Below are 21,654 nucleotides of genomic sequence, written 5' to 3' on the forward strand. Positions count from 1 at the left end.
AGATTTTTTAAAGAATTTTCCAAATAAAGTGGTATATTTTTTATGATTTTTCATGTCATAATTAGTGATTATGCAAAACCTAATGGTAATAACTCCTATTTATTTTATATTTATCCATATGCTCACTCTATACCAATTATCGATAAACGTAAAAAAACACTATATTTGACTATAGTGTTTTTTTCTCCTATTACTCTATTGTTAACCAATGAATAGCCACTTCATCTTTAAATAAGAGATAGATATCTTCTACCTTGTCCTCTTCGATGTCCATGAATGATTTTTCCACTGTAGTCCAAGCTTGATACCCACCTGTACTTGGAGCCTGAAGGGTACATAAAAGCTTTCCATTCGGCTTACATGTCCTCACTTCAATATCGGTTTGCTTTCCGCCATTGGCCAACCGTATTTTCATCATTCTGTTATTTGCTTTTATTTTAACGTCTTTATACATAATCCAACCACTAAAGCCAATACTTTGAATTGCATGCCGTCCTTCTAAGCACTCAACCATTTTGACTGAGTAATAATCATCATAATGAACAGAGTTTACTTTGCCCTTCAATGTTCTTTCTGTACGGGTTTCTCCTGTTATTTCAACTGTTTTTTCCAACTGAATAGCTTTGGATGAACTGCCCAGCATGACTGTATATGTTCCATCCTCCAATAGAAAACGTTCTTCTGCCACATCCCAGTATGCCAGATCCTTTACCTCTATTGATAAGATTATTTTTTTAGTCTCTCCGCCTTTAATATGCACCCGTTCAAAGTCCCTTAACGTTTTAATAGGCCGAATTACTTTAGACTGATTACATCGCACATACAACTGGACCACTTCATCACCATCCAGATCACTTCTATTGCTGATCTCTGCCGTCACATGTAAAACTTCTTCTTTCGTTACACTTTCTTTCGATAGTTCCAAATTTTTATATTCGAACTGTGAATAAGATAATCCATGTCCAAAAGGGTACAATACTTCCCCATCAAAATACTGATAGGTACGCTTTCCTTTTATAATGTCATAATCCATAATTTCAGGCAGCTGGTTGACAGATTGATACCATGTCATTGGTAAACGTCCCGCTGGATTGTAATCCCCAAACAACACATCAGCTATTGCGCGGCCTAGTTCCGGTCCTGCATGAGATGTATATATAATGGCAGGTACATGTTCATTAACCCAGTTAACAGCATAAGGATAGCTTCCAACAATAACAACGACGGTATTTGAATTAACCTTAAGTACTTCTTGGATGAGCCTTTCCTGAGCAGGCGGCAATGTCAAATCCGAACGATCAATGCATTCCTTTCCATTTATAAAAGGATTATTACCAGCAAAAATGATAGCTGTATCTGCTTTGCTTGTCTCTTCCACAGCTTTTTGGATACCATCCTCGGTTATGTTATAGGAGAACAATGCGGCAGGCATACCTTCGGCCTGAATAATGGATCCATCATCAGACAATTGGATAGGCTGGTTATCCCAGGAAAGAATCTCCATGCTTTCTTCCTTTTGAGAAAAAGTAAATACTTCTTTTACAAACCACCCTTTTGCTTCATCAGCGGTAGCCTTTAAATGAAGATCGTCATCTACGGTAATGAATTTGCCATTTTTCTCAGAGCGAAGCGTCTCACTCCCCCATCCCCAGTCCGTATGAATCAATACATCTCCTTCATTCTCACTTGCAAGCAAGAAGCCGGTATCAGGGTTAACCCCTATCGATTTTCCGCTTTCCGTAATACTGAGCCTTATGCGATTGCTTCCATCAGCGTAGGGAATTGTTTCACCGATTTTTCCCTTGATACCTTCAAGCGGTGTGATTGAATAAGGTGGTGTACCGCTGTACCAATCGGTTAACACTTCATCTGCCAAAGGACCGATTACGGCAACCTTTTTATTTTTCAATGGAAGGATTCCATTATTTTTAAGCAATACAATAGATTCCCGGGCAGCCTTCAAAGATAGCTCATAATGCTCCTTACTGGCTAATTTTTCTGCAGAAACATATGAATAAGGATTCTCCCCATCAGAATCAAACTCACCAAGACGAAATCTCACCCTAAAGGTGTTGCAAAGAGCCTTATCCAAATCTTCTTCCAATAGATATTCCTGTTCCAAAGCATCACGGATGGCTCGTACCGTTATGTCCTTATCATCTGTGATATTGTCAATTCCATTTTTAATGGAGTATGCAACCGCCTTTGAATAGGATTCAACATAGTGATGCTCATTAACTGAACCAAGTACATCTCCAGCATCACTTACAACAAAGCCATCCATTCCCCATTCCTTTTTTATAATCTCGTTAACATCAGGATTCATATTACATAAAGTTCCATTAACAGCATTATAGGCAGTCATGATCGATTGTGCTTTTCCTTCTTTAATTTGCCTTTCAAAAGCTTTCAGATAATATTCATTTAAATTACGGGGATCGAGACTGACTGAGCACTCTCCACGGTTAACCTCGTTATTATTTCCCAGAAAATGCTTTAATGTAGCGGCTGTCTTCAAATAAAATGGATGTTCCCCCTGCATACCCTTGATTAATTCTGTTGTCAGTTTACCAGTTAAGCAAGGATCTTCCCCATAGGCCTCTTCGGTTCTACCCCATCTTGGATCCCTTTCCATATCAACCGTTGGAGACCAAATTGTTAATCCATTATGTTCTGGATCCTTTTGATAAAAAATTCTCGCCTCATCTCCAATGACAGAGCCAATTTCCTTCATTAGATTTACATTCCATGTACAGGCCAAGCCGATATTTTGCGGGAACACGGTAGCTTCCCCCAGCCAAGCAATACCATGAGCTCCTTCTGTTCCATGCTTATATTTTTTTATTCCCAATCTCGGAACAGCATCTTGGTATTGACACATTTGATTAATTTTTTCTTCCAATGTCAGCTGAGACACCAGATCTTTCACCCTGTCCTCTAGTAAAGCTTTTATATTCTGAAAGAGATATGTATATTCCGTCTTCATCTTCAACTCCAACTCCCATCAACAGATTCTTTTTCTTATCAAAAACAAATAATCGATTAAAAGCCCAGCCTTTATTTAGGTTGTTTTTTCTTCTATTGTGTCTAAGCCACTATCTCTAGTTTGATTTTGATAGTGTATGGTTTTCTCAATAATCCGATAGAAAAAGCTAAAGGATAAAAACGCCAATATCGTTCCGGTAAAGAATGGCCATAAAAACGTAAAACCAATGCTAATATAAATTAATATCGCAGTGACCATGACTACCCCAAGGGTTGAAATCGGTCGTCCAACGGACATGATGAAAGAATTTTTGATAGATTGTAAGAGCCGATCGTGAATATGAACGGTATAGCAGCAAAAATATAAAGTCCATGTTAGGAGAATCATCGTAAAAAAAGCATAGAGAACAAGAAATATAACGGACTGTTGACTGACAAAACTAATATAATTCATAATCCAGCCAGCCCACATAAGGGTAAACACGATTCCCCCTATGAAACTCCTGAAATAGTTTTCCTTATAATAACGAAGAAAGGAAGTGGCAATCGGAATATCGCTTTCTCCCATCACCCATTTCCGTACAACTCCAAACAAAGCGACAGTGGAAGGGAAAGAGAAAATTGGCACTAACCCCATGATTAAAAGAAGAATATACGTGATATTTAAATATTCAGCATTCAATAAGCTTAAACAAAAATATAAAACAGGAAGATTTAAGAAAATCCATATGATATTTGACCAAGCCAGTCTGACAACCCATAAGCATACTCGATATGTCCCACCCAAAACTCCTGAATTCATTACCCGTCCCTCCTTATTCCTTTTGTTTAAATGTAAGTGTAGTATTTTCTCCTGCTTTTAAATTTATTTTCCATGTATCTCTTTGATTATTGTTTAAAAACCAATTTCCTTTTTCTTCTTCAATTGAAAGAGAGATTTCCTGATTTATATCTGAAAGTAAGGTACAGGAAAGAATTCCTTCTTCTAAATCCCACTCCATAGTCGATATCTTCATTCGTTTACGACATAAAATGCCCTCGACTGCTCCCTTTGTTAAGTTCTTAGGGATAGCTGGCAGCAATTCAAGTTTCCCAGGCAATGAAAAAACCAGGAGATTTACCAGAAGCTCAGGAATACATCCATTTGCATCAACATTAAACACATTAAAATGGTCATAATGAGCTGTCATTAAACTAGGATAGATAGCTCCGCCAGCTGCCATCATCCGGATAATATCAATCACAACATCTCCCATTCCTAATCTGGCAGCCGATAATCCTGCATGCATACGGCCATGAGACGAGGTATCGGTGTCAGGGTTATATAGCCAATGTTCCATTTTTAGCTCCAATGCCCGTTTGGATGCCTCCCAAAGTTCAGGAGTCTCGGTATCGGAAAATTCATAGCTTTGAAAAAGCGGATATAGGTGAGAAAAATGCCGATGGTTATAGTTATCATCATGATTCCATACAGCCCACTCCTTCAATGCCCCATCCTCATTAATCAGGTACGGCGGCATTTTTTCTATCATTTGCTGCCAATGCGGTATAGATTCTTGATAAATTCCAAGCTCCCTGCAAGCCTCGATTGTATGATTTAAAACCTCTTTCGCTACGGCAATATCCTGAGTACTATTAAACGCGATTCCATTTTCAGCGGAATAAGAGGGATTAAAGACATATATTCCTTCTTCCTCATATAAAAAATCCTCATAAAAGGCTATGATTTCTAACATAAACGGTAATGCATGTTCTCGTAGGAACTGCTGATTTCCAGTATACAAATAATAGTCATACAGCCAATGAGCAAGCCATCCTCCCCCGCACGTCCAAAAAGCGCCAAAAAACGTATCGCATTCTCGATCTCCCCAGGAAGATTCTCCCCAGTGCAAATGCCTTCCATGGCTTGAAGCCCGAACACCTGAGAGAATGCCTCTACATCCAAAGAGCATCCTGGCATTATAACGAAAATCTTCCATATAAGAATCGAGCAGGGCTGTATATGGGTGAATGCCTTCAAGCATATTACAGCTAAAAACAGAAGCCATGGCCAATTGCAAATTAGTATCTAACGTATAATCAGATGACCAGGAAGGCTCCCATGTTCCCGTCCATATCCCCTGAAGATTTGGCGGACGTACACCGGCACTGCAGATAAACATATATCTTCCTGCATCAAATAATCTCTCTAATAATGCCGGTGGTACACTGGAAGTTTCCTTAACATCCGCCAGTAGTTGATCGGTACTCCAGCCTCTTTTTTCTCCGCCATTTAAATTTAAGGAGACACGGTTAAAGACTTCTGAGTGTTTTACTTGATGGGAATCGAATAATGCTTCATATGTATCGGAAAAACCGGAAAATAAGGACGATACTTCTCTCACCATATCTTCATTGTGTTCGGCGAATGGAATAATTTTCATTAATATCAGTAACTTACTGGCATTCCTTGCTTCAATTGAAGTAGGCGTGCACTGTATCGTTCCATCACAATTTTTTATGTGCACAAAGGTATAGTATCCGCCTTTTCCATGTACGTAATCATGAGTTCCAACTAACACGTCATTAGGGAGGCATTCATATCTAGACTTTATTAAAGGATGATTGTTTTCATCTATGGTTAAACAAGTTAACGGCAGATGTTCATCCATTTTAATACTTAATGCTATAAGCTGATCGGTTCTTGAGGAAAAAAGGCGGCGCTGAAACCTATTTCCATCATTCTCCCATGAAGAACCAATCTCTCCCTTTTCAAAATCTGTATAACGGCAGTATTCACGCAATCCTTCCGTTTGGCTTTGTTCAATATTTAGAAAGAATCCAGGATGGAATGGGTCTGTGTCCACGATTGTATGTCCCAGTTCTTCCCCTTTTTCAATAAAGAATTGATGGGATGCTCTATAACCATCACTCTTGCTGATTCTTCTCACATCTTCTAAATAAAAGGACATATCTGGCATGGTCTGTGGCGAGCCGGTTGGAAGAAATAATTCCGCATGGTTCACAATAATCGTTTCCTTGTGTGGCTGCCCAAAATGTATGGCTCCTAGCTCTCCATTTCCACATACATTCGCAAATTCCCACTTATCAGCAGGCTTATCGCTATATGTCCAATGCCTCCTGAAGCCTCTCAATGGTTCACTTCCCACTTTCCTTCACCCCATTCTTACTAAGAAGAGGACAGCTTCCTGTCCTCTCTCCATTAAATCTTAGATAAAATAACAACATCTCTGCCTGAGATTGCTATTGAACCGGAGTATTCCCGTTGATGAATCAAATCAAAATAGGAGTCATCCACCTGAATCATTTCCTCATTTTCATTATGGTTCAATATAAAAATGATCTCTTCACCATTCTTTTCGCGTTTTGATACTTCAACTCCTTTTGGAGCAGTAAGCACCGGCTTCACATTTCGCTCTCTACATACATTTGCCAGGAAATCACGAAGAAACTCAGGATCCACACTGGATGCAATATAGTAGGCATACCCATTACCATATTGATTCCGAGTAACTGCTGGCATTCCTTTATAAAAATCTTCACCATAGAAAGCTAATGCCTCAGCCCCTTCAAGGTGGAGAAGATCACAAAGCAATGAACATGAATAGGATGGCTGGTATATATCTTTTTGAGAGGAAGCCATTAAAATATGATTCGTTTTTCCAGGCGGCAAAGCATCAATTTCTTCCACCCAAATCCCAAGTAAATGACGCAAATGGCCTGGATATCCTCCTCCTATGACTAAATCATGTTCATCGACTATGCCGCTGAAAAAAGTAGTGATAAAGGAACCCCCATTTTCAGTAAACGCTTCCGCCTTCTCTTTAAAACCAGCCTTGGTCATATAGAGAACGGGCGCAATGACAACCTCATACGAGTTAAAATCATCATTCTCAGCTATGATATCAACCTGAATATTTTGCTCAAATAACGCATGATAAAATTTCCATACCTCTTGTTCATAATTCAAATCTCTGCTTGGACCACTTGAAAGTTCCACGGCCCACCAGTTATCCCAGTCAAAAACAATCGCGACTTTCGCTTTCACTCTTGAATCGATAATTGTATCCCCAAGTGCAGTCAATTCTTTCCCCAGCTCAGCGCACTCTTTAAATACACGTGTATGTTCGTGTCCGGCATGATCAATTACGGCTCCATGGAATTTTTCACAGGCGCCAATAGAGCGACGAATTTGGAAAAACATCACACTATCTGCTCCATGAGCGACAGCCTGAAGACTTTGCAGGCGCATGACACCAGGCCGCTTTAGCGCATTATATGGCTGCCAATTTGTTACACTCGGTGTTTGTTCCATTAACATGAACGGTTCTCCTTGCTTCAACCCTCGCATTAAATCATTCCGCATTGCTTCCTTACTTACCGGAGATCCTACCTCAGGATAATTATCCCACGAGATAATATCCATATAGTTCGCCCACTTTTGATAATCTAACGGCTTGTATGTTCCCATTAAATTAGTGGTTACCTTTATATCAGGAGTGTATTTTTTGATAATGTCATATTCCAATTTATAGCATTCCAGCATACTATCAGAGTTAAAACGGCGATAATCGAGTGAAATCCCCTGAAAGGCTGTGTAATCTGAGTTTCCTAAATGCTCACTTAAATTATTTGGCAGGACAATTTCATCCCAGTCATAGAATGTATGTCCCCAAAATCGTGTATTCCAGACCCGATTTAATTCATTCAACGTGTTATATTTTCTTCTCAGCCAAACTCGAAATGCCTTTTCACAGTTTTCACAATAACAATCCCCTCCATATTCATTAGAGACATGCCATAGTGTGAGAGCAGGATGGTTTTGATAACGCTTAGCAATTTCCTCTACTAGTCTTGCTGAAAAGTGGCGGTAGGAAGAACTGTTCGGACAAGAATTATGGCGTAATCCAAATTTTCGTTTTCTGCCATCAAAATCCACACGTAACAAATCATTATACTTCCTGGCCATCCAAGCTGGATGAACAGCCGTACTTGTTGCTAAACATGCATAAATCTTATTTTCTGCCAACAAATCCATCACTCTATCAAGCAATGAGAAATCGTATTCATCCTCTTTAGGCTGCAGCATAGCCCAGGCAAATACATTAATTGTCATGATGTCTATATCTGCGAGTCTTGTAATCCGCATATCCTCCTGCCAAATCTCTTCAGGCCATTGTTCAGGATTATAATCTCCGCCATAAACAATTTTTTTAATTTGTTGGTGAATCATAGTTCAATCACTACCCTATTTTCATTTGGATGGATACATACACCCTGTTCTGTTTCTATACTTTCCCCGCCCTTAACAGCTAAGACGCTTTTTCTATTTCGAATGACGAGTGAATATGGTTTGGAAACTCTCTCCCCTTCTACGATTAACGTATTACCTGAGCGGGAAATCGTAATCCTGCACACATTCTCACCATTTTGGTTATAGATATGTGAGTTTACGGTTTTACCTTCTTCCAGTTCAAATAAATGAAAAGTTACTTCCTCTGCATAATCATAAACTGCTGTAGAATCAACAGAGCCTACCGCAATAAGAGAGTTTGGTTTTGCCATTAATGGTAATGTCATATACCCATGTTCCTCCGCCTGCCATGTTCCTCCGTCGACGACCTCATTTGTCAGGAAGTTTGTCCATTTACCCTTTGGCAAATAGTATGTTACTTTTCCATCTTCATTAAAGATTGGAGCAACTAATAGAGAATCTCCTAACATATATTGGCGATCTAAATAATGGCACGATTCATCCTCCATATATTCAAGGATCATAGGCCTCATCATAGGAACACCGGTTTCCGCTGACTCACGTGCCATTCTGTATAAATAAGGCATTAATGAATTTTTTAATTTTGTAAAAGTTCGTGTGACATCCACCGCTTCTTCATCATAGATCCAAGGAACCTTATATTCAGTATTACCATGATAACGGCTGTGAGAGGATAACAAGCCAAATTGAGTCCAACGCTTATACAAATCAGGTGTAGCTCCATGTTCAAAGCCCGCAATATCATGGCTCCAGTAACTAAATCCTGATAAGCCGAAAGACAAGCCCCCTCGTAATGATTCTGCCATTGATGGATAAGTGGACCAGCAATCTCCGCCCCAATGGACAGGGAATTTCTGGCTTCCAACAGAAGCTGATCGGGCAAAGACAGCTGCTTCTCCCTTTCCAAGCTTTCTTTCTAATAACTCATAGACGATTTTGTTATATAAATACGTATAGTAATTATGCATTTTCTGCGGGTCAGAACCATCATGATAGACAACATCCGTAGGAATCCGCTCACCGAAATCTGTTTTAAAGCTATCTACCCCCATATCAATTAAAGCTTCAAGCTTTTCCTCAAACCATTTGCATGCTTCAGGATTGGTGAAATCTACAACCGCCAACCCCGGCTGCCACTTATCCCATTGCCAAACATGTCCATCCTTACGCTTAATGAAATAACCATTTTCCAGTCCCTCTTTAAATAATGGAGATTTCTGTCCGATATATGGATTAATCCACAAACAGATTTTTAACCCTTTATCCTTCAGCCTTTTCAACATGCTTTCCGGTTCAGGAAAAACGCGCTTATCCCACTCAAAATTACACCATTCAAATTCCTTCATCCAAAAGCAATCAAAATGAAAAACATCCAATGGAATATCTCTTTCCAGCATTCCATCGATAAAATGATTTACAGTCTCTTCGTCATAATCTGTTGTAAATGACGTACTTAACCATAGACCAAATGTCCATGCCGGTGGTAGGCTTGGCTTCCCTGTTAAAGTTGTATACTTTTCTAGTACATCCTTCATTGTCGATCCATTTATAATAAAATACTCCAGGCTTTCACCTGGTACACTAAATTGTGCTTTAGAGACTTTTTCTGATCCAATCTCAAATGATACTTTCTCTGGATGGTTCACAAAAACTCCATAGCCTTTATTACTTAGATAAAGCGGTATATTTTTATAAGCTTGTTCACTGCTTGTACCGCCATCTTCATTCCATATATCAACCGTTTGTCCATTTTTCACAAACGGTGTAAACCTTTCTCCTAATCCATAGATTAATTCCCCAACATCTAATGTTAATTGTTCTCGCATATAGGGCTCTTTTTTATCAGTCAAAATATAGCTCATCCCCATACTTTGACTGGATACAATTCGTTCATCCCCAGAAAAGAAATCAATATTCCAATCCCCTTTTTTTCTAATAGAAGCCCGCAGATTTCCGCTCTGATACGATATCTCTTCATCCGCTTCCTCTATATAAACGTCTGGATTCTGTTTTGCCAGTTCAAATTCCGGCCCTCTCATCGGTGCTCCAATATGATGAAGCAGTTTGACAGAAATAACATCCTCAAGAGGTGAAGATAACTCAATGGTCATTAACCCTCCGTCCAATGTTTTTCCTCTATGTAGAATTTTTGTAAACGGAGCAAAAATCGATAGTTTATTATCATCCTTTTCCACATCGTAGACTTCCATTGGATAATGAAGCTGATAGCCTTCCTTATCCAGCCAATTCCCATTGCTAAATTTCATATATAATCACCCTTTTCAAAAATTGAGTTGCAGCATACCTCTTTAAAAAAGTAGATCAAAAAATCGAATTTGAGTAATCTGATTAGAATGAGCCAATTGCATTTACCTGTTACTAAATTATTAGAACTTTCATCTGTCGAACAAAATTAATGCGCTTACATTTTTTTATATCAACTAGCTCTCTTCCATTTTACAGAGGGAAATCAGGAGTGAACACCCTGTGAATTAAAGAAAAAATCAGGACAAAATTAGATAGAATGGCGAAAAGTGCCTAGAGGCTGAGTTTGCAGTAATCTTATTATTATTAGATAGTTGTTCATCATGGGGATAAGGATAATGGGGAAAACCAGCTTTTAACCCTCTTTCAAGTTTGAAGGTAAATCATGAAGTTACCTTGAAATTTAAGTATAAAAAAGAAGAGCATAGGCGCTCTTCTTTATAGCAAATTATAATATAATCCACCACAAAAGCTGGATTCTTAATAAAAAGGGCCTATCCAAATTCGGATAGGCCCCTTATCATCTAGAGTTTTATTTCAATTCACCTTTAATCAAAGTCAAGAACTCATCAAATGGCATAGTCTCTGATTTCTGTTCTCCATACTTACGAACGTTAACATTACCATTTTCTTGTTCCTGGTCTCCCACCACAAGCATGTAAGGGATTTTTAGCATTTGAGCTTCACGAATCTTATAGCCCATTTTTTCATCGCGTAGGTCTACTTCTACACGTAAACCTGCACGTTGAAGGCTCGCTTCAATTTCTTTTGCATAATCAAGATGAACATCCGGAGATACTGGAATTACCTGAACCTGAACTGGTGCTAACCAAGTAGGGAAAGCTCCTTTGTATTCCTCAATTAAGAACGCAACGAAACGTTCCATAGTTGAAACAACCCCACGGTGAATAACAACTGGGCGATGCTGTTTGCCGTCTTCTCCAACATACGTAAGGTCAAAACGTTCAGGCAGCAAGAAGTCAAGCTGTACTGTGGAAAGAGTCTCATCTTTTCCAAGCGCTGTTTTAACTTGAACATCCAATTTAGGTCCGTAGAAAGCGGCTTCGCCTTCTGCTTCGAAATAGTCAAGACCCATCTCATCCATTGCTTCTTTCAGCATGGATTGAGCTCTTTCCCACATTGCATCATCATCAAAGTATTTTTCTTTATCCGCCGGATCACGGTAAGAAAGACGGAAGGAATAGTTCTCCATGCCGAAGTCTTTATACACTTCCAGAATCAAAGTAACAACACGTTTGAATTCATCTTTTATTTGGTCAGGACGTACAAATACGTGAGCATCATTTAATGTCATTCCACGTACCCGTTGCAGGCCTGCCAATGCACCGGACATTTCATATCTATGCATCATACCCAATTCAGCAATCCGAATTGGAAGCTCACGATAGCTGTGAATATCGTTTTTATAAATCATCATGTGATGCGGGCAGTTCATTGGACGAAGAACCAGCTGTTCATTATCCATATCCATTACTGGGAACATATTTTCCTGATAGTGATCCCAGTGGCCGGAAGTTTTATAGAGGTCAACACTTCCCATGATTGGTGTATACACATGGTCATAGCCAAGCTTTTGTTCCTTATCCACAATATAGCGTTCAATGACGCGGCGAATCGTTGCACCTTTTGGAAGCCATAACGGAAGGCCTTGTCCAATTAATTGAGAGTTCATGAATAAATCAAGCTCTTTCCCAATTTTACGGTGATCACGTTCTTTCGCTTCTTCTAACAGACGTAAATGCTCGTCCAAATCTTCTTTCTTGAAGAATGCAGTTCCATACACACGTTGAAGCATTTTATTATCGCTGTCTCCACGCCAGTAGGCCCCCGCAATATTCAATAGCTTAAATTCTTTAATTTTGCCAGTTGAAGGTACATGAACACCTCGGCAAAGGTCAAAAAATTCACCTTGTTCATAAATCGTTACAGTTTCCTCTTCAGGAATCGCATCAATCAATTCCAGCTTATACTCATCGCCAATTTCTTCAAATAGACGCTTCGCTTCAGCACGGCTGACTTCTTTACGGACAATATCAATATTCGCATTAATGATTTTCTTCATTTCTTTTTCGATTAAAGGAAGGTCTTCCGGTGTAATGGATTTCTCTAAATCCATATCATAATAGAAGCCGCCTTCAATTACTGGGCCTACACCGAATTTAACATCTTTATAAATACGTTTAACTGCCTGTGCTAATAAATGCGCTGTACTGTGGCGCAATACCTCCAGGGCTTCCGGTTGATCCGGAGTCACAATCTCTACTGACGCATCCTCTGTAATTGGTCGGCGCAAATCATATAATGCTCCGTTTACCTTTCCTGCAATTGCTTTTTTCTTTAATCCAGAACTAATGGAAGAAGCAATTTGCTCAGTTGTAATTCCAGATTCAAATTCCTTTACCGCGCCATCTGGAAATGTAATTTTGATCATTTCAGCCATGTGAGCCACTCCTTTTTCTACATAATAAAAAGCCCGTCCCTGATAAATTAAGGGACGAGCTATTGTATACTAAACAAACCCGCGGTTCCACCCAAATTCCGGTGCTGATGGTTCAGCTTTTCCGGCACTTGTATCTTTTAACGGAGTTCCCGTCAGCCAATAATCACCCAAATATGTTTTCCTGGCTGAAGTTCAAAGGCGGTAAGCATTTCAAGTCTATGAGGAAGCTTGCAGCCACTGGCTTCCCTCTCTGTTCACAGCTTTTTAAAACACTCATGTCCTTATCGTAACCTATCGATTATAAACTTGTATGTAGGTTATTATAAAAGCTTATGAGGACAAAAGCAAGTCACTTTCTATTCTTTTATCATTATGAACGCTCTTCTACCTTTTTAACCTGTTCATGGAAGTAACTGATTCGGAATAAAAGGATTCTTTCCTCGAAAATTTTCCTCAATGTAGTGATTACACGATTATCTTCATCATCCGCATAAATATGAATTCGTTTCGGTGCTAAGGAAACCAGCGGTGCAATGGTGTTTGAATCAATAAACATAGGATTCTCAGCCATCAATTTACGGTCAATCACTTTAAGAATATCTTGTTTAGAAATTGGCTCAAAATATCGATTATAAAATTGAAATTCTTCATGATAAACTAAATGAATTTCATCAATCTGTGGATTCCGCTCCTCTATCAATCGTCTTAGCACAGAGATAAATTCCTGATAATCCTGCTCAAGCTTATACTCATCAATCGCAAATCCAACTAATGTAACAAGCGATTCATGGATATCCCTTAAACGGAAATTCCATAAGGATCGAAACGAAAAATCAATTCTTTGTTTAACTACTTCCTGCAGGAGATACTTGACTTGTTTTTTTAATTGTTCTGAAAGGTGATGGCTACCGCAGTAGGCAGCTTCACCATCCCACATGAGCAATGCGATTTCTGCAATCTGGCTAATTTCATCTTCATCCTCATATAAAAAGCGTTCCCGAATCACATCCCGAATTTTGCATTCCAGATGATAGGTAGAGAAAAATGTATATAAAGCATCAATGAGTGCGTGACAAAAAATTTCCTCCTGATCCGGGTCCCAAAGAAAGGAGACAGACTTTTGGCCATCCTTATGAACAGAATGAATTGCCTGTCGGATAAAAAAATCGCTGTTCTTAAATCGAACATGCCAATTAGCCTGTTCTTCCTGTGAATCAAAATACATCGTAAGCAACCCTATCCCTCCAGACTATCGGAACTCCTAGTTTTATGTATATGGGACATGGCAACCCTTTAGAATGGATGGATAAAATTAGATGTAAAATAAAAGCATCATGGCAGACTGTACAGAGCCGCTGTACTATTGCCTACATATCATATGAATTCCAGTCAATTTATTTCATGCCAGGTCTGTTAGCTTATTAAGGAATAGTAATATCTAAAAAGAGACAGCCCCTTTTTTGCGAGCTGCCTCTTTGCCAAACCTTTTATTCTCTTTAATCTCTGCGATTTTTTCCGTCCATTTCAATTGGCTCCGTTAAATTACGGACTCTCTCCATGATCCTTTTACCTTTAACCAGTTCTTCATCTCCACGCTGAGAATACGTGAAATGGTGTTCCAATTGTTTCATGTTAAAATTGGAGGTAAAAAAGGTTGGAAGATTTTCATGCATTCGATATTGAAGGATCGGTCCCAGTACATCATCACGCGACCAGGCACTCATCGTTTCTGCTCCAATATCATCAATCATCAAAATAGGAACTTCCTTTAAGGCATCCACCTTTTGGTTATAGGAATTTTCCGCGAAGGACCCTTTTAATTCTCTTAAATATTCAGGCCAGTACACAATATGTGATGAAACGCCCTCTTCAGACAGTGCATTTGCAATCGCACCAAGCAAATAGGTTTTACCTACCCCAAATTCACCGTATAAATAGAGCCCTTTATGACCAGCACCATTTATATATGAGTCAACAAAATTCTTTGCCTTTTCGACTGCCTCCACACGTGCTTCGGTCGTATACTCATCCCAAATCAAATTAGAAAAAGAAGCCTCCACAATTTCTTTTGGTACATGGCTGGCACGGATCAGCTTACGTAATCGATTCTTCTCTTCCTGCCTGCGTTTTTTATGACAGGGTTCATACCGAACATCAATCCGTTTCCCCTGAATAAACAGGTGCGGATGATGACCCTGAAGAAGATTTTTACATTCAGATAAAGAAGGACATTCGTCACATGTCTTCGTTTGAGTGGAGAACTCGTAGAGCTTATTCATGCTTTTTTCAATCATGTCGCTTGTCAGCTGACTGCTATGTTCATTTATAAATAAACGGACATCAGGATCTTTTAAAACAATATTTCTCATTTCATCCAATCTTTGTTGAAAGTTCTCACGCTTCCCGAGCTGATTCAGTGCATCCTGTATATTTTTCATTCTTATACACCTCCTGTTTATTTAGAATTTTCATTTTGCAATTTTTCCTTGAGCTTTCTTACCCGCTCAGCAATTTCAGTGGATTGGGCAACTGGCTCTTTCTTCTTTGTTTCATCCAGCCAATCAGGAACGATTTCCTTCCTCGCATTACCCGATGTACGGCGTGTTGATTTATTTGTTTTCGTCTTTTTCTCATTAGCCCAGGTTTGGTATTTCTTATGCTCACTCAAAGCCATCTCATAGGCTTCACGTACGGTGGTGATATTTTTCCTCGCCCAGTGCGAAGCAATTGTCTCCACATAGTTTGATTGCAATTTCATATCTGATTTTAACATGACATAGTGCAGAAGGACATTAACGACTCCAGGAGGAAGTTTTTGATTGACCATGACCTTTTCTACAAGTGCCAAATCATTGTCGGAAGGCATTGCTCCTTGCGAAAGGCTGACTAAAAACTCCAATGGAGAGGTTGTTTCAAAGGTATACAGCAAATGCTCCTCGGGTGTTTTAGGTTCTATGATCGTACGTTCATACTCAGGCTGTTTCTGTTCAATCAGTGTCGGCATTTCTTCACCATGATTGATGTGGAAAAACTCTCTGGCACATTTTCTGAGTTCGTCTATATCAATTTCATTATGTTGATTTTGACAGCGTAAAATCAACTTGCTCATATCCATTACATTAATTTTATATAAATACGACAGCATCGCGATGGATTCCATCACATTTGGAGTAAACGCTTTTCTCGATATAAAGCTATTTTTAGCCGTCGCAAATAATAACTCGAAATCAAATTGCTCCATTAAATTATGGCTATATCCCTGTGGGTCCTTTGAGAAGAATTGCATGTTTTGATCAGTTTCCGAGCTGATGATTTCTTTTGGATTGCGAAATTCAGATGCAAACACTTCATTGAACGATTGTGTTATTTCCTCATAATCATCCGGTATACGTTTATCCGCAAACATCGTGAGCAGCCGTTCGTAATGTCTCTCTTCTAGTTTTTGCTTCAGATAAATAGGCAGCAAATCATCATGGAAAAATTTATCCGGACTTAAAGGACAAAGAATCTCATAAATAAAAACATTACCTTCCGGAGTTGCTTTTTTATATGTTTTTAATAACCCGATTCCTTCAAGCCTTTTTCGGTATTGAAATATCTCATCCAAAGGTAAACCAAGTACATCCATTAACCAACGATGTGTCGTTTGTCTGGAATACATGTTACCTGTATTGACTTCGTTTAATAAGGTCATATACAAAGAAACAGCCAATCCTCCTACAAGTGGCTGATATAAATATTGAATCGATTTATGGTCCATTTCTGATAGCTTTTCTTTATATAGTACAACATATCTGTCTTTAGGATTTACAAACTTCCATGAAAATTGCATTGTCTACAAACCTTTCGTACTTCGGGTTTTTATAGTTGAAAAAAGAGCTAAAGAAACTGTCTTCAGCTCTACTTAATCCTCTTTTTTCATTAATTCTTTCAATTCGTCAATAAAGACATTTATATCCTTAAATTGACGATACACAGAAGCGAAACGGACATAGGCCACTTCATCCAACTCAGCCAGCCTATCCATAACCATTTCACCTATTAAATCACTTTTTATTTCAGAAAATCCTTGATTTCTTATTTCTTTTTCAACATCAGTTGCAATCTCTTCCAGTTCTTTAAGAGCAACATGACGCTTTTCACAAGCTCGGATTAAACCTCTTAGGATTTTTTCTCTGCTATATTCTTCCCGTGCGCCATCTTTTTTTACCACAATTAGCGGAATTTCTTCTACCTTTTCAAATGTAGTAAAACGATAACTACAGGATTCGCATTCTCTTCTTCTACGTATTGAACGTCCTTCATCCGCAGGGCGGGAATCCAGCACTCTTGTCCCATTATGTTGGCACGTTGGACATATCATAGATTAGCACCGTCCTTTTCTATAGTTCTATCTTATTAAAACAAATCGAATAGGACAAGTCTGTTTGCATAAAATGCTATTTTTTATCTATGATACGGCCAATACTATCGGAGAAAAGTAAATAATGGGCAAGTAAAGACGTTTGCCACAAAAAAAAGAGATGCATATGTACTGCACCCCTAAAAGTTAGAGTTTGAATCTAGCTTTTTTGAGTCAACACAAAAGGACATCTCTTAAATATTTTTTATTTATAATGCTTTAGCAAGAACATGGCTGACAGCAACAGGACCCATGCCTCGCGGGATTTCAATGTGTTCCCTAACCTGAGCGTTTAAGGCTTCAGCTATAAAATCAGCAGCCACATTAGGATCTAAGTCACCGCATGTATATACATCAATACTCGCATAACCATGTTCCGGAAAACTATGAATGGTTAAATGTGATTCAGATATAATGACTACTCCGCTTACTCCCTGTGGCGCAAACTTATGGAAGGCTACTTCTCTAACTTCAGCTCCAGATCGTAAAGCAGCGTCCACGAATATTTGTTCAATCTGATTAACATCGTTCAATTTAGATAAATCACAGCCCCATAATTCAGAAATGACATGACGACCTATTGTATGCATGTTCAATTCCCCCTTTAGCATTTAAACGAATTATAATTATCTTCGTTTCTGGCCTTTACTACCACGGGGGAAAGTTAGTCCTGAGAGGTCCTAACCCTTTAAGTAGTACTGCCAGGATGATGAAGTTTACGACATTTAGTATATATGGTTTATATTTCAAAAGCAATCATACAATTCAATATTAGTTAATAATTACCACTAAATGTACATTAATTGTTTTTCTTAGTTTATTCTAGAATATGAATCAAAGAACGGCCTGAACCGCCTTTTTTTTCAGAAAGACAGCCAGACCGTAATAGATATTGTTTATTATTATTAACTTACTTTCACCTTATCCTCCTGAAGAAGGCGTGCCACATGGTTTACTAATTCTACCACTCTGCATGAGTATCCCCACTCATTGTCATACCAGGCAAGCACTTTCACTTTATTTGCACCAATCACCATTGTTGAGAGTGCATCTACAATAGCCGAATGTGGATTCGTATTAAAATCAATCGAAACAAGCGGCTCTGTGCTGTATTGGATAATACCGGCCAATGATCCTTCAGCTGCTGTTTTAAACGCTTGATTGATTTCATTAACAGTAACTTCTCTTTTTAAATCTACTACCAAATCAACTAAAGAGACGTTTGGAGTTGGTACTCTCAACGCAATACCATGGAGTTTTCCTTTTAAATGAGGAAGCACCAGTGAGAGTGCTTTGGCTGCTCCAGTTGTGGTAGGTATGATACTTTGTGCACAGGCACGAGCTCTGCGTAAATCTTTGTGCGGGTTATCGATATTATTTTGATCATTTGTATATGCATGAACGGTTGTCATAAGACCATTGTCAATTCCAAATTGTTCATCGAGTACTTTTACAACAGGAGCGAGACAGTTAGTTGTGCAGGATGCATTAGAAATAACAAGGTGTTTATTGATATCCAATGTATCCTCGTTAACACCCATTACAATCGTGACGTCCTCATTCTTCCCGGGAGCTGTTAAAACGACTCGTTTTGCACCGGCATTTAAATGAAGAGCTGCTTGATCACGATGATTAAATTTCCCAGTTGCTTCGATTACGATATCAATCCCAAGATTTTTCCAAGGCAGGAATTCAGGATTGCGATTATTTAGCAAAAGAACTTTTTTACCATTTATCAATAAATGATCATCCATAGCATGTACATCACCATTAAATGGACCATGATTCGTATCATATTTAATTAAATGTGCTAATGTTTCAGGCGGATAGCTAGCATTAATGGCTACGATTTCAAGATGCTCATCCAATATTGCTTTTCGGAAAACCATTCTGCCAATTCGGCCAAACCCATTGATAGCAACTCTTGCACTCATTTAACTTCCTCCTATATATAAGTTATACTTATTATAAAAATGATGTAATTAGTATAACACATTTAATAAAATGCTGCATGGTTTAAATACCCAAATTATCCAAATTAAATGGTACTTTATACAAAAAAAGACTATCCCAGGGTCGTTATCCCTCAGATAGCCTTTCTATTGGTTATACATTCAATTGTTTAATTAGATCAATGAGTTGCTCTTCCGTCTCAAAAAATTCTCCGTTATTGTCAACAATATAATCGGCCAATTTTTTCTTATCATCAATTGGCATTTGTGCTCGTATTCTCGCAAGTGCTTCTTCCTCAGTAAAATGATCCCGCGCCATTAATCTCTTTAACTGGACCTCGGGCTTTACATACACAAGAATAATACCCTCTACCATATGCGTCAAATTACTTTCAAACAATAGGGGAATGTCCATGAAAACGAGTTCTTTCCCCTGGTGTAACGCTTTCTCCGTTTCTTCCATCATCCATTTCCTGACTGCCGGATGAACAATTCCATTTAACATTTGCCGTTTTTCAGAGTTTGAAAATACGATGGAACCTAATTTTTTTCGGTCTAATGTCCCATCAGGTAAACAAATATCCTGACCAAATACATTTTTAATTTCCTCTAATGCTGGCATACCAGGCTCGACGACTTTTCTAGCTGCGATATCTGCATCAATAACAGGGTAACCCTTGGAAATGAGCCATTTGCTGACGCTGCTCTTTCCACTGGCAATCCCTCCTGTAACTCCGAATATTTTCCCCATAGCATTCCATTCCCTATTAAATTATTTTGGTTAACCCAAGAAAAATAAGTACTAAACCCGGAATAAATGAAAAGACCTTTGCCATAATGGAATCCTGCAGATATTTTCCCGCTTTTATACCCACAGTCATTAATAAAGCACTCATACCAAAACAGAGAGTCACCTGAATAAACAGGGGATAATGAAGTATACCAGCACCTATTCCAGCTCCAAATCCATCTAATGATAAGGCTAATCCTAGAAAGAAAGCCTCTAATCCAGTAATGGTCCCGGAACGGTCAAAGTCTGCACTTAATGGCTTTTTAAGTATATGAATAACCAGCCCAATAGACTTTATTTCTAATTGGAATAAGGTTCTTTCATCCACATAGGGACAATTATCTTCATTTCGCTTGAAGTAACTTGAAAGTGTCCAAATTCCAAGCACCAGCAAGATAAATCCTCCTAGCTTACCGGTCCAGGAATGTGCCATCAAATGCTCGCTTAACGATCCCATTAACATACCGAATGCTAGGCTTAATGCAGAGCAACCGGCAATGATGATGATGGAGCGAATCGGTATACTTACTTTTCGCATTCCATAGGTTATTCCCACACCGCAACTATCCAGACTCACTGCCAATGCCAATAATACTATTGATGCTATGTGCTCCATTTCATAGGGACTCCTTTCCATAATCAATACCCTACTATATGAAAGGAGCCCATCTTATGTTCATATTCAGTTAGGCTAATGGCTGACATTCAGGACAGTAGATGGTCCCTCTGCCTCCAACAATAATTCTTTCCATGTTTGTTCCGCAAATTTTACAAGGCTGTCCTTTTCTCGAATATGCAAACAGCTCGAGCTGAAACATGCCGATTTGGCCCTGTGAATTCACATAGGATCGTACTGTACTTCCACCTTTTTCAATGGCGGTAGCAAGAGTTTCCTTAATGGATGTATATAGTTTTTCTATTTCCTCTTTTGTCAATGTGGATGCCGGCCGTTCAGGATGGATACCGGAATGGAACAATGCTTCATCCACATAGATATTACCAAGACCTGCAACTACTCTTTGATCCAATAATACCGTTTTTATAAAACGATTTGTCTTACTGAGTGCTGTGCTTAAGTAATCTGGTGTAAATTCATCTGAAAAAGGCTCAGGTCCTACTTTTGAAAGTGGCAATACTTCCAATTCTGTCCCCTTTGTATGCAGATGCATCGTGCCAAACTTACGGACATCTCTGTATCTCAATTCCGTTTGATCCGTAAATTTGAATATAACATGCGTATGCTTATCTGCCGGTTCCGTTTCATCATAAAGACCGTATTTCCCTTCCATCCGTAAATGGGAAACAAGACTGTAATCATCTAAATGGAAAATCAGGAATTTACCTCGCCTCCCAATCTCATGAATGGTTTGCCCTTTTAAAAGCATACGAAACAGTTCAGCATCATCCGGCTCTTTTATAATTTTTGCCCAGCGTATATCCACATCATCAATTGTTTTTCCAAGTACCAAAACTTCGAGGGTCCTTCTGATTGTTTCGACCTCAGGTAATTCAGGCATACCTTTT

General features: G+C 38.8%; 15 protein-coding genes. All 15 read right to left on the bottom strand.

Features of this window, described 5'->3' with window-relative positions:
• Nucleotides 1-190: 190 nt before the first annotated feature.
• The 15 genes from AC4G3O_RS15625 to mutM all read right to left on the bottom strand — a co-directional run bounded on the left by AC4G3O_RS15625 (nt 191) and on the right by mutM (nt 21,647).
• Nucleotides 191-2,986, bottom strand: coding sequence for a glycoside hydrolase family 3 C-terminal domain-containing protein (locus AC4G3O_RS15625; protein ID WP_491136462.1), 2,796 nt, complete (start codon nt 2,984-2,986; stop codon nt 191-193).
• A 75-nt stretch (nt 2,987-3,061) separates the two neighbouring features.
• A complete protein-coding gene (locus AC4G3O_RS15630) occupies nt 3,062-3,787 on the bottom strand; it encodes a YesL family protein (protein WP_066108846.1) in 726 nt (241 codons plus the stop codon).
• 13 nt (nt 3,788-3,800) lie between these two features.
• Nucleotides 3,801-6,134 (bottom strand): glycosyl hydrolase family 95 catalytic domain-containing protein, encoded by a 2,334-nt coding sequence (locus AC4G3O_RS15635; protein ID WP_077248179.1) that lies wholly within the window; start codon nt 6,132-6,134, stop codon nt 3,801-3,803.
• A gap of 53 nt (nt 6,135-6,187) precedes the next feature.
• Nucleotides 6,188-8,218, bottom strand: a complete 2,031-nt coding sequence (locus AC4G3O_RS15640; RefSeq protein ID WP_066108847.1) for a beta-galactosidase — start codon at nt 8,216-8,218, stop codon at nt 6,188-6,190.
• Nucleotides 8,215-10,527: an alpha-xylosidase gene (yicI, locus tag AC4G3O_RS15645; protein ID WP_066108851.1), complete on the bottom strand. Its 2,313-nt coding sequence runs from the start codon at nt 10,525-10,527 to the stop codon at nt 8,215-8,217. The genes AC4G3O_RS15640 and yicI overlap by 4 nt, the downstream gene beginning before the upstream one ends.
• A 530-nt stretch (nt 10,528-11,057) precedes the next feature.
• Entirely contained in the window at nt 11,058-12,986 is a 1,929-nt protein-coding gene (thrS, locus tag AC4G3O_RS15650; protein ID WP_066108853.1) for a threonine--tRNA ligase, read from the bottom strand.
• A gap of 370 nt (nt 12,987-13,356) precedes the next feature.
• Nucleotides 13,357-14,211 (bottom strand): putative sporulation protein YtxC, encoded by an 855-nt coding sequence (locus AC4G3O_RS15655; protein ID WP_254654738.1) that lies wholly within the window; start codon nt 14,209-14,211, stop codon nt 13,357-13,359.
• 271 nt (nt 14,212-14,482) lie between these two features.
• Nucleotides 14,483-15,424 (bottom strand): primosomal protein DnaI, encoded by a 942-nt coding sequence (gene dnaI, locus AC4G3O_RS15660; protein ID WP_066108861.1) that lies wholly within the window; start codon nt 15,422-15,424, stop codon nt 14,483-14,485.
• A gap of 17 nt (nt 15,425-15,441) precedes the next feature.
• Nucleotides 15,442-16,818 carry a replication initiation and membrane attachment family protein gene (locus tag AC4G3O_RS15665; protein WP_066108866.1) on the bottom strand — a complete coding sequence of 459 codons (1,377 nt, stop codon included), beginning with the start codon at nt 16,816-16,818 and terminating at the stop codon, nt 15,442-15,444.
• Nucleotides 16,819-16,890: 72 nt separating this feature from the next.
• Nucleotides 16,891-17,349: a transcriptional regulator NrdR gene (nrdR, locus tag AC4G3O_RS15670; RefSeq protein WP_066108869.1), complete on the bottom strand. Its 459-nt coding sequence runs from the start codon at nt 17,347-17,349 to the stop codon at nt 16,891-16,893.
• Nucleotides 17,350-17,597: 248 nt separating this feature from the next.
• Nucleotides 17,598-17,978, bottom strand: coding sequence for an adenosylmethionine decarboxylase (gene speD / locus AC4G3O_RS15675; protein ID WP_066108871.1), 381 nt, complete (start codon nt 17,976-17,978; stop codon nt 17,598-17,600).
• A 315-nt stretch (nt 17,979-18,293) separates the two neighbouring features.
• Nucleotides 18,294-19,322, bottom strand: coding sequence for a glyceraldehyde-3-phosphate dehydrogenase (locus AC4G3O_RS15680; RefSeq protein WP_066108875.1), 1,029 nt, complete (start codon nt 19,320-19,322; stop codon nt 18,294-18,296).
• Nucleotides 19,323-19,494: 172 nt separating this feature from the next.
• Nucleotides 19,495-20,091, bottom strand: a complete 597-nt coding sequence (gene coaE, locus AC4G3O_RS15685) for a dephospho-CoA kinase (protein ID WP_066108877.1) — start codon at nt 20,089-20,091, stop codon at nt 19,495-19,497.
• A gap of 16 nt (nt 20,092-20,107) precedes the next feature.
• A complete protein-coding gene (ytaF, locus tag AC4G3O_RS15690) occupies nt 20,108-20,746 on the bottom strand; it encodes a sporulation membrane protein YtaF (protein ID WP_066108879.1) in 639 nt (212 codons plus the stop codon).
• Between the two features lie 70 nt (nt 20,747-20,816).
• The gene (mutM, locus tag AC4G3O_RS15695; RefSeq protein ID WP_066108883.1) at nt 20,817-21,647 is read right to left on the bottom strand and encodes a DNA-formamidopyrimidine glycosylase; all 831 of its coding nucleotides are present in this window, start codon (nt 21,645-21,647) and stop codon (nt 20,817-20,819) included.
• Nucleotides 21,648-21,654 lie beyond the last annotated feature (7 nt).

The organism is Bacillus sp. z14 (2026), assembly GCF_058313575.1.